This is a genomic window from Pelatocladus sp. (genome assembly GCF_059505505.1).
In genome coordinates this window covers 55,283-63,332 of record NZ_JCACKS010000137.1, presented here as the reverse complement: position 1 = coordinate 63,332, position 8,050 = coordinate 55,283, and the positions used below count along the sequence as shown (strand labels likewise).

Below are 8,050 nucleotides of genomic sequence, written 5' to 3'. Positions count from 1 at the left end.
CCCGGCGCTAAACGGAGTACCGTTATAGCGCCGGGATATAAGGCGAAATAGTTAATGTCTTTCCTGCGGAAAGATTTAATCAAAGATACAATCGTTGTTGCTGGCCAAAGCAATCCCACCACTGATTCGGAGTACCGAATGAGCGTGGGGGACGAGGGCGCGAATTAGTTAAAATCGAAACAGTAGCAGTAAAATCAATGCCACTGTTGAAGTATATGAATATGGAAATTACACTGAATTTTCAACCAGGGCAAATAGTATCTTTAGAGCATGATGACAGCAAGCTATATGCAGAAGTTATTCAAGTTGTAATTTCCCGTAATTTGTGCTGGGTACGTCCTTTGCTATTATTGGTTAATTCTTCGGAACCTCCACTCATAAATGATTTACGAGAGACTTCCGATTTACTTTGGCCATTGGATTTATTTCGACCAGCTTTAGATACAGAAGTAATTTCCATCTTGAGTCAGGTCTTAGCAAAAGAACCAAAACCCGAAATAGACTTCCCTAGCAAGCAGCTACTTCACCAGTTTATTCATGAAGTTTGGCAAGCCCATAAGAAAGAATCTACACCCTAGTAGTCTGCCACACCAAACTTGCTAGGTAATGCGAGGTTCGTAGTGAGGCAAAATATAAAATTGGTGTGATAAAATTTTTCAGCTTGATTAACCGTTATAATTAGGACTTATTTGGTATCATAAATAACTTTTTAACCATCTATTAATTTAGATGTTGGGAACTAATTGAATTCGACCAGCGTCCATTTCTGCCATTAATAATTCCAAGGCTTCATAATCAATGTCAGATATGTAACCCATTTGCGTCAGTTCTGAGTTAATTTCATTTTCTATTTCAGGAGTTAATTTTTTAATCAGAAGGGCTTTTTCTACTAGTTGACGAATGATATATCTGGTTTTCATACGTAATTAACCAACTAATTTTCTTTATATAGTTATTATCCTAGTCGCAAATTTGTATAAAATGTGATCTAACACTTATGTTGGCAGTGATCTGAATCACAACTTATGAATGATTTGATTCGCGATCGCCTCCTGTATCTATTACATGCTTGAACTGAAGTCAGGAGCTAGATCATTGCCTTACTACTTGCATTCACCAACTTTAGTAATAACTAACTAAAAACTAGTTGGTATGGCAAGCAATATATTTAATCTTTATTGTAACAAAAGTATACTTAAATACATTTTTCTGGGTTTATGACAATCTTTAAATAGATATGGCAAAGCAATAAAGATTCGGCTAAGAGAAGTAATACGCATGGTCGATGTAAGCAGAAAGAGTATATGGTCAAATACATCTATCTTTAATTATTGAAAAACTTTACATACATTTAGGATGCTCCCTATGCAAGCGCTGCTTAAAAATCCAACAATTACAGTGATTCGTCCTCAGGGTAGTTTAAATGCTGCTAATGCTCTAAAATTTCAACAAGATTTAACCAAAGCACTGGCACAAAACACAAGTAGTCAATTGCTAGTAGATTTGGAACAAGTAGAAGCATTAGATAGTGCTGGCTTAATGGCATTAGTGTCTGCACTCAAGTTTGCTCAAGACTTAGGAAGGCAATTTAGCCTTTGCTCGGTTTCGCCATCCATTAGAATTGTTTTTGAACTGACCCAACTGGATAAAGTTTTTGAAATAGCTGAAAGTAAAGTAGCATTTTAGGTGAGTTGTCACTCAGCTTTGAGTTGATTGGCATCAAAAAAGTTTGAAACACTAATTAACACTCTGAAACTGCCTAATCAATGCTAATGTTGGAGGTGAGTAAGAGTCATTTTTTTGAAATCGCTAGAAAAATAGCACAGTGGCTATTGCAGTAGAAAAATTAATCACCTCGGATATCGCCAAACCAGCTCGTTACCTGGGTAATGAACGTCTAGCCATACACAAGCCGTGGGAAACGGCAGTGATTCGCTGGGTATTAACTTATCCTGAAGTATACGAAGTGGGAGCCTCTAACTTGGGGCATGTCATTCTCTATAACATCTTGAATGCCCAACCACGCCAGTTGTGCGATCGCGCCTACTTACCAAATCCAGATCTATCAGCTAAACTACGGGCAACCAAGACACCGTTATTTGCTGTTGAATCAAAGCGATCGCTTACAGAATTTGATATTTTGGGCTTTAGCCTCAGCTATGAACTTGGCGCCACCAACATTTTAGAAATGTTGGACTTGGCTGGTATTCCCTTGACTTGGAAAGAAAGAAATGAACAGACAAGTGGACAAGAGGGACGACAAGGGGGACAAGATTTTTATCCTTTAATTTTTGCTGGTGGACAAACGGCGACATCTAACCCAGAACCCTACGCTGATTTCTTTGACTTTTTCGCCTTGGGCGATGGTGAAGAGCTTCTGCCAGAAATTGGTTTAGTTTTAGAAGAAGGTAAACAAGCACGATTAAGTCGTCAAGAACTTTTGCTGGACTTGGCACAAATACCGGGTGTATACGTTCCTCAGTTTTATAATGTGACCGCGGATGGATCTGTCCATCCCAATTGTCGAGATGTACCCCAACGAATTTTACGACGAGTAGCTACGCCCATTCCTGCCTATTCGATTGGGTTGGTTCCTTACGTTGAGACAGTCCATGATCGTCTAACGATTGAAATTCGACGTGGTTGTACTCGCGGTTGTCGCTTTTGTCAACCAGGAATGCTGACTCGGCCAGCGCGAGATGTGGAACCAGAAAAGGTGGTGACGGCAATTGAGAAAGGAATGCGGGAAACTGGCTATAATGAGTTTTCTTTGCTTTCTCTGAGTTGTTCTGATTATTTGTCCCTTCCAGCAGTGGGGATGGAAATCAAAAATCGTCTCAAAAATGATAATATTTCTCTTTCCCTACCCAGCCAAAGGGTAGACAGATTTGATGAAAATATCGCTAACATCTTGGGTGGAATGCGACAAAGTGGTTTAACCTTTGCTCCAGAGGCGGGAACCCAACGAATGCGAGATATTGTCAATAAAGGCTTGACAAATGAAGAGTTATTACGAGGAGTAAAGACAGCTTGGGAACAAGGCTGGGATAAAATAAAGTTATATTTCATGATTGGTTTGCCTGGCGAAACCGATTCAGATGTTTTGGGCATTGCAGAAACAGTTCGTTGGTTACAACGCGAATGTCGAGCCAAAGGAAGAAAACCATTAGCGTTCAATTTGACGATTTCTAACTTTACCCCTAAGCCCCATACCCCATTTCAATGGCACTCTGTTGCAACTGCTGAGTTTGGACGGAAGCAAAAGTTGCTGCAACAAGAATTCCGCCGCATCAAAGGAGTGAAGGTAAACTTTACCGATGTGCGGCTGTCGGCGATGGAAGATTTTATCGGTAGAGGCGATCGCTCTCTCGGTCAAGTTTTGCGTCGAGCCTGGGAATTAGGCGCAGGAATGGATTCCTGGTATGACAGCATTGAGCGTGCATACAATGCTTGGGGAGTGGCGATCACTGAAGCTGGCCTCAGTTGGAAATACCGCCAAGTTGAAAATGGCGAGTGGAATTTGTTTGGCACAGAGGAAATAATAGGACAAAGGGGACAAGGAGGACAAGAAATTGTTTCCTTGTCTTCCCCCACTCCCTCACTCCCTCCTTCCCTCAATAAATCCCTACCTTGGGACCACATCGACACGGGTATCGATAAGAAGTGGCTGCAAGAAGACTTAAAACGCGCCTTAGAAGCTGCGATTGTTCCTGATTGCTCTTTTGATGGTTGCTCCCACTGTGGTGTCTGCGGCACAGACTTCGGTCATAATATTGTCATTCCCCCGCCATCTATCCCAGAATTTACGGGACAATTTGTACCAAATACTACTAAAGTTCAGAGATTACGGCTATGGTTTGGCAAACAAGGTGACATGGCATTGGTCAGCCATCTAGATATGATGCGCTTGTTTGACCGAGCCATGCGACGAGCCGGATTGCCAATTGCCTTTACTGGTGGGTATCATCCATCACCACGTATTTCTGTGGCTTCGGCCTTGCCTTTAGGAGCTACTAGTAGCGGTGAAATTGTTGATTTTGAGTTTACTCAGCCACTGGATCTGAATGTTTTTCGAGAAAAATTGGCGCAGGTACTGCCCAGTGACATACCCATATATGATGTGGTAGAGCTAGATTTAAAAGCTCCTGCTGCTACTCAAGGCTTAGAAACTGCCGAGTATATACTCACTCTTGCTGTACCAGATTCATCAACACCTTCACAATGGCAAGATTGGCTGGATACAATTAAACAAAAAAGTGAGATTTGGTACGAGCAAACAACAAAGTCAGGTAAAACTCATCTAGTAAATCTGCGCGATCGCTTGTTTGAAATTGAATTAGTGGAAACTACTAATCTCGTAACATCGCCAGTTAGTTTGCGATATATAGGTAGTTGTCGTCCAGATGGTACACTGTTGCGTCCAGAACAAGTTCTGTTTATGCTAGAACAAGTGGCAGGCACAGAACTCCAGCTACTGCAAATCCATCGCCATCGTTTGATTTTGCAGGATTAGTGAATTGCTTGAGGGCAACTTGCAATTGAGTTGCTTCTCTATTTTCGCTATGGGGAATTGATTTTTGACAAGGTTGCGTTAGAATGATATGAAGAGAATTTTTCTGGCGCTGCATTGAGTTATTTGGTTCACAATCCTGGTACTGAGGGTTTAAAAGCAGAGATTTAGAGAGCGACATCTAGGATTTTATCCCAGACCACCACCAGGCAGATTCAAGAACACTCTCTCTTGATGGTTATCTTGTGAATCAATGACTAAATAAAAGGCTTCGTCGGCTTCTCTAAACTTTATGATTTTTAACACACATGCTAAATGCCTAATTCTTAGAGAATGAAGGCGTTGCATCAAAAATTAACCATGGACGGGTGATTAAATTGCTTAAATAATATGCAGCCGTTCTGGAATTATCGGGCGTGTAAACGCATTTCTCCAGTCAATAGCTCTTTAAGTGTGGGCTTAAGTTCGCGGTTTTTACTAACAGCAGCGCCTGTTTGGGCTTGCAGGGGCAATAAGGGACAACATACCCTCAAGTCTGTTTTTGCTGCCAAATTTTGAGGAAATTGAATGCCGAAACAAATTATTATCGCGGAGCAGCATCAAATAGCTGCCGTATTTTCTGAAGATCAAATACAAGAATTAGTTGTTGCTACAGGTCATCACCAAATTGGTGATATCTACTTAGGAGTAGTAGAAAATGTATTACCTGGAATCGATGCTGCTTTCGTCAATATCGGCGACCCAGAACGTAACGGATTTATTCATGTTACAGACTTAGGGCCATTACGACTCAAGCGTACAGCAGCAGCGATCACAGAATTGCTAGCACCACAACAAAAAGTATTGGTGCAAGTAATGAAGGAGCCAACAGGAACAAAAGGGCCAAGGCTTACAGGTAACATCACTTTACCAGGACGTTATGTTGTACTCATGCCCTACGGACGGGGTGTAAATTTATCCCGACGGATAAGAAATGAAAATGAGCGTAACCGCTTACGAGCATTGGCAATTTTGATTAAACCTGCGGGGATGGGTTTGTTAGTTCGCACAGAAGCAGAAGGTAAACCCGAAGAAGCAATCATTGAGGATTTAGAAAACTTACAAAAACAATGGGAAGCGATTCAGCAAGAAGCAGTTTCTACCCGCGCACCTGCACTACTCAACCGGGACGATGATTTTATCCAGCGTGTACTGCGAGATATGTACGGTGCGGATGTCAATCGAATTGTTGTAGACTCCAGTACTGGCTTAAAACGGGTAAAACAGTATTTGCAAAACTGGAGTGGTGGACAAGTACCACAAGGATTATTGATCGACCACCACCGCGATCGCGCAGCGATTTTAGAATACTTCCGGATCAATGCTGCGATCAAAGAAGCTCTTAGACCCAGAGTAGATCTACCTTCTGGTGGCTACATTATTATCCAGCCTACAGAAGCATTAACAGTGATCGATGTCAACTCTGGTTCATTTACGCGATCGGCAACAGCCAGAGAAACAGTTTTATGGACAAACTGTGAAGCAGCCACAGAAATTGCTCGTCAGCTGCGTTTACGGAATATAGCTGGTGTGATTGTAGTTGATTTCATTGATATGGAAACACGACGTGATCAACAACATGTCATTGAACACTTTAATAAGGCTCTCAAATCAGACAAAGCCCGTCCTCAGATTGCTCAATTAACAGAACTAGGTCTAGTAGAACTCACCCGTAAGCGCCAAGGTCAAAATATTTACGAATTGTTTAGTGAATCTTGTCAAACCTGTGGTGGTTTAGGGCATGTTGTGCATTTACCTGGAGAAATCGAAAGCCGTTCGATTGCACCACCACCCGAATTACCAGAACGCTTGGTATCTTTGCCTCACAAAGAACCCCGTCTGCCATCTCCTCGCTTGAGTGAAGCACGGGAAAACTACGATGGATTTGGGGAAGGATACGAACACGAAAACGATCTAAGTGGATTGAATCTAGCCAATCATCCTAGCTATCAAGAAATTAGTGACAACAAAAGACGTCGCCGTCGTCGCATCGGAATAAATGGCGGTAACGGAAAAGAAGAGCCACGCATCAATGGTAATCCCTTATCACTGGTGAATGATCCAGATATGGACATTGATGGAGAGGGAGAATTAGTAGAGACTTCTGATCTACCTATACCCAACATTAGTAAACCAGGTTGGGTAGACAGAGGAGAACGAGCTAAAATTTCAAGACCAGAGATAGTCAAACCAGTCGTAGAACCACCAGAGATTGTGACTGTGGAAATGACACCACCCGAACAAGATGTGTACGCTTTGATGGGAGTTTCACCATTAGTGAAATTGAACCGAGAAGTCAGAAATCCCAAGTCTGTCATTATTAACGTTACTCTCCCTGGTCAAGGTGCTGCTACACAAACAGAAACAACCCCGGAAATTGCTCAAACAGCAACTAGAACCATAGAAAGTCCAATACAAACAGAACCATTGTCATCAGTTGTAAATGAAACATCGGATTCATCCACGATGACAGATGAAACAGAAGCCAGTAATAGTACTGCTGTTCGTCGTCGCCGCCGTCGTTCTTCCGCTTTGGAGACAGATCCATCAACAGCTGACAGCTAAAGCTAAAAGTTAAAAACTTTAAAATATGGTCATGAGTAAGCCAGATACCGCTTCTGTTGATTCGTCAACACTTAAACAGGAAGCGAGTTGGCTGGAATTTTCCGCATTTTCAGACATCTGTGGACTAGTTGCAGGCGTCGATGAAGTAGGGCGGGGCTGTTTATTTGGGCCTGTAGTAGCTGCTGCTGTGATACTACCAAATGATGCTCTGCCTGCATTGATGGCAGCAAAAATCAAAGATAGTAAAAAGTTGTCTAATTCTCGTAGGAGTCAGCTAGCCCAACATATCCAGACTGTTGCCATCGACTACAAAATAGGCTTTGCTTCAGTTGTAGAAATTGATCAAATAAATATTTTGCAGGCTACACTTTTAGCGATGAAGCGAGCAGTATTGAAGCTAAAGGTGCAGCCTACACTCTGCTTGATTGATGGTAAGCAATCGATTAAAGACTTGCCACTGTTGCAACAAACAATAGTCAAGGGAGACGAGCGATCGCTCGCGATTGCAGCTGCTAGCATTATTGCCAAAGTGTGGCGAGATGACTTGATTGTAAGGCTTGCCTCTAAATATCCCATGTATGACTTGGAGCAAAATAAGGGTTATGGAAGTCCAAAGCATTTATTAGCACTGCAAGAACATGGATCTTCACCTTTACATCGCAAGTCTTTTCGTCCTTGTCGAATTTGATTAACGCCTCTAAAGACAAGGGAGAAGGAGAGACAAGGGAGAAGGAGAATTCCATTCCCCTATGTCCTCCTTATCCCCCTTGGACAAATAAGAGCAAAACTGGGCAACCTTATATATTTTGCCCACATTTAATATCTAGGAGTGGAGGTGGCAGCATTCGCATATTGGCGAGTGAAAATTGAGGCAGGCTACCTGCGGAAGCCGCTCCGCGTCTACAACACAGATAACCCAATTGGCCAACGAGTAAT

7 protein-coding genes are annotated in these 8,050 nt (G+C 42.2%); 5 read left to right on the top strand and 2 right to left on the bottom strand.

All coding sequences use genetic code 11. From position 1 onward, the window contains the following. The first annotated feature begins 221 nt into the window (after positions 1-221). The gene (locus AC5JMK_RS12055; protein ID WP_096674910.1) at positions 222-578 is read left to right on the top strand and encodes a hypothetical protein; all 357 of its coding nucleotides are present in this window, start codon (positions 222-224) and stop codon (positions 576-578) included. A gap of 147 nt (positions 579-725) precedes the next feature. Here AC5JMK_RS12055 and AC5JMK_RS12050 read toward each other — a convergent pair whose 3' ends face one another. Next, positions 726-920 carry a hypothetical protein gene (locus AC5JMK_RS12050; RefSeq protein ID WP_016860895.1) on the bottom strand — a complete coding sequence of 65 codons (195 nt, stop codon included), beginning with the start codon at positions 918-920 and terminating at the stop codon, positions 726-728. Between the two features lie 445 nt (positions 921-1,365). Here AC5JMK_RS12050 and AC5JMK_RS12045 point away from each other — a divergent pair, with 445 nt between their 5' ends. Then, complete coding sequence (locus tag AC5JMK_RS12045) at positions 1,366-1,686, top strand: STAS domain-containing protein (protein ID WP_096674909.1); 321 nt, start codon at positions 1,366-1,368, stop codon at positions 1,684-1,686. Between the two features lie 139 nt (positions 1,687-1,825). Beyond that, positions 1,826-4,513: a TIGR03960 family B12-binding radical SAM protein gene (locus tag AC5JMK_RS12040; RefSeq protein ID WP_096674908.1), complete on the top strand. Its 2,688-nt coding sequence runs from the start codon at positions 1,826-1,828 to the stop codon at positions 4,511-4,513. 186 nt (positions 4,514-4,699) lie between these two features. Here the strand turns inward: AC5JMK_RS12040 and AC5JMK_RS12035 are convergent, their stop codons facing one another. Further along, the gene (locus tag AC5JMK_RS12035) at positions 4,700-4,858 is read right to left on the bottom strand and encodes a hypothetical protein (protein ID WP_495910173.1); all 159 of its coding nucleotides are present in this window, start codon (positions 4,856-4,858) and stop codon (positions 4,700-4,702) included. Positions 4,859-5,077: 219 nt separating this feature from the next. On the opposite strand from AC5JMK_RS12035, the gene rne reads away from it, so the two are divergent. Beyond that, positions 5,078-7,114: a ribonuclease E gene (gene rne / locus AC5JMK_RS12030; protein WP_096674907.1), complete on the top strand. Its 2,037-nt coding sequence runs from the start codon at positions 5,078-5,080 to the stop codon at positions 7,112-7,114. Positions 7,115-7,139: 25 nt separating this feature from the next. Continuing rightward, complete coding sequence (locus AC5JMK_RS12025) at positions 7,140-7,802, top strand: ribonuclease HII (RefSeq protein WP_096674906.1); 663 nt, start codon at positions 7,140-7,142, stop codon at positions 7,800-7,802. Positions 7,803-8,050 lie beyond the last annotated feature (248 nt).